We start from the raw sequence: 507 nt of genomic DNA on the forward strand, positions 1-507 counted from the left end.
AAAAATTCAGATCATTTCTTCGAACTTATCGAACAGGAAATAACCGCTGTTAATCCTATTTTCCAGACGGTATTTAAGACATTTCTAAAGGATAAAGACAAGGTTTTGAATGCACTAGAATTGCCTTATTCCAACGCCAAACTGGAAGCTACCAATAATCTCATCAAAGTCATTAAGAGAAATGCCTTTGGTTTCAGGAACTTTGAAAACTTTAAAAAACGGATTTTGATTGCCTTGAACATAAAGAAAGAGAGAACGAATTTCGTCCTCTCTAGGTGTTAGCTTTTCATCTACCCACTACAGTTGACAAAGAGCCAAGAAAGAGAGAACGAATTTCGTCCTCTCTAGGTGTTAGCTTTTCATTTACCCACTACAGAAAATATTGAGCCCATATAAATCGGGAAGACAGGATTCGAACCTGCGACACCTTGGTCCCAAACCAAGTACTCTACCAAGCTGAGCTACTTCCCGCTATTATTAAAAATAAAGCTCCCCTAATGTCTTCAT

1 protein-coding gene and 1 tRNA gene are annotated in these 507 nt (G+C 37.9%); one reads left to right on the forward strand and one right to left on the reverse strand.

Annotation, left to right across the window (positions count from 1 at the left end; translation table 11 throughout):
* The coding region (locus tag C1E99_RS01120; protein ID WP_161951119.1) for a transposase at positions 1-282 on the forward strand (282 nt) is incomplete at its 5' end.
* A 115-nt stretch (positions 283-397) separates the two neighbouring features.
* On the opposite strand, the gene C1E99_RS01125 is transcribed toward C1E99_RS01120, so the two are convergent.
* Positions 398-471: transfer RNA gene (locus C1E99_RS01125), tRNA-Pro, on the reverse strand.
* Positions 472-507: the final 36 nt, after the last annotated feature.

This window comes from Streptococcus suis (assembly GCF_002964045.1).
Classification (GTDB): Bacteria; Bacillota; Bacilli; order Lactobacillales; family Streptococcaceae; genus Streptococcus; species Streptococcus suis_U.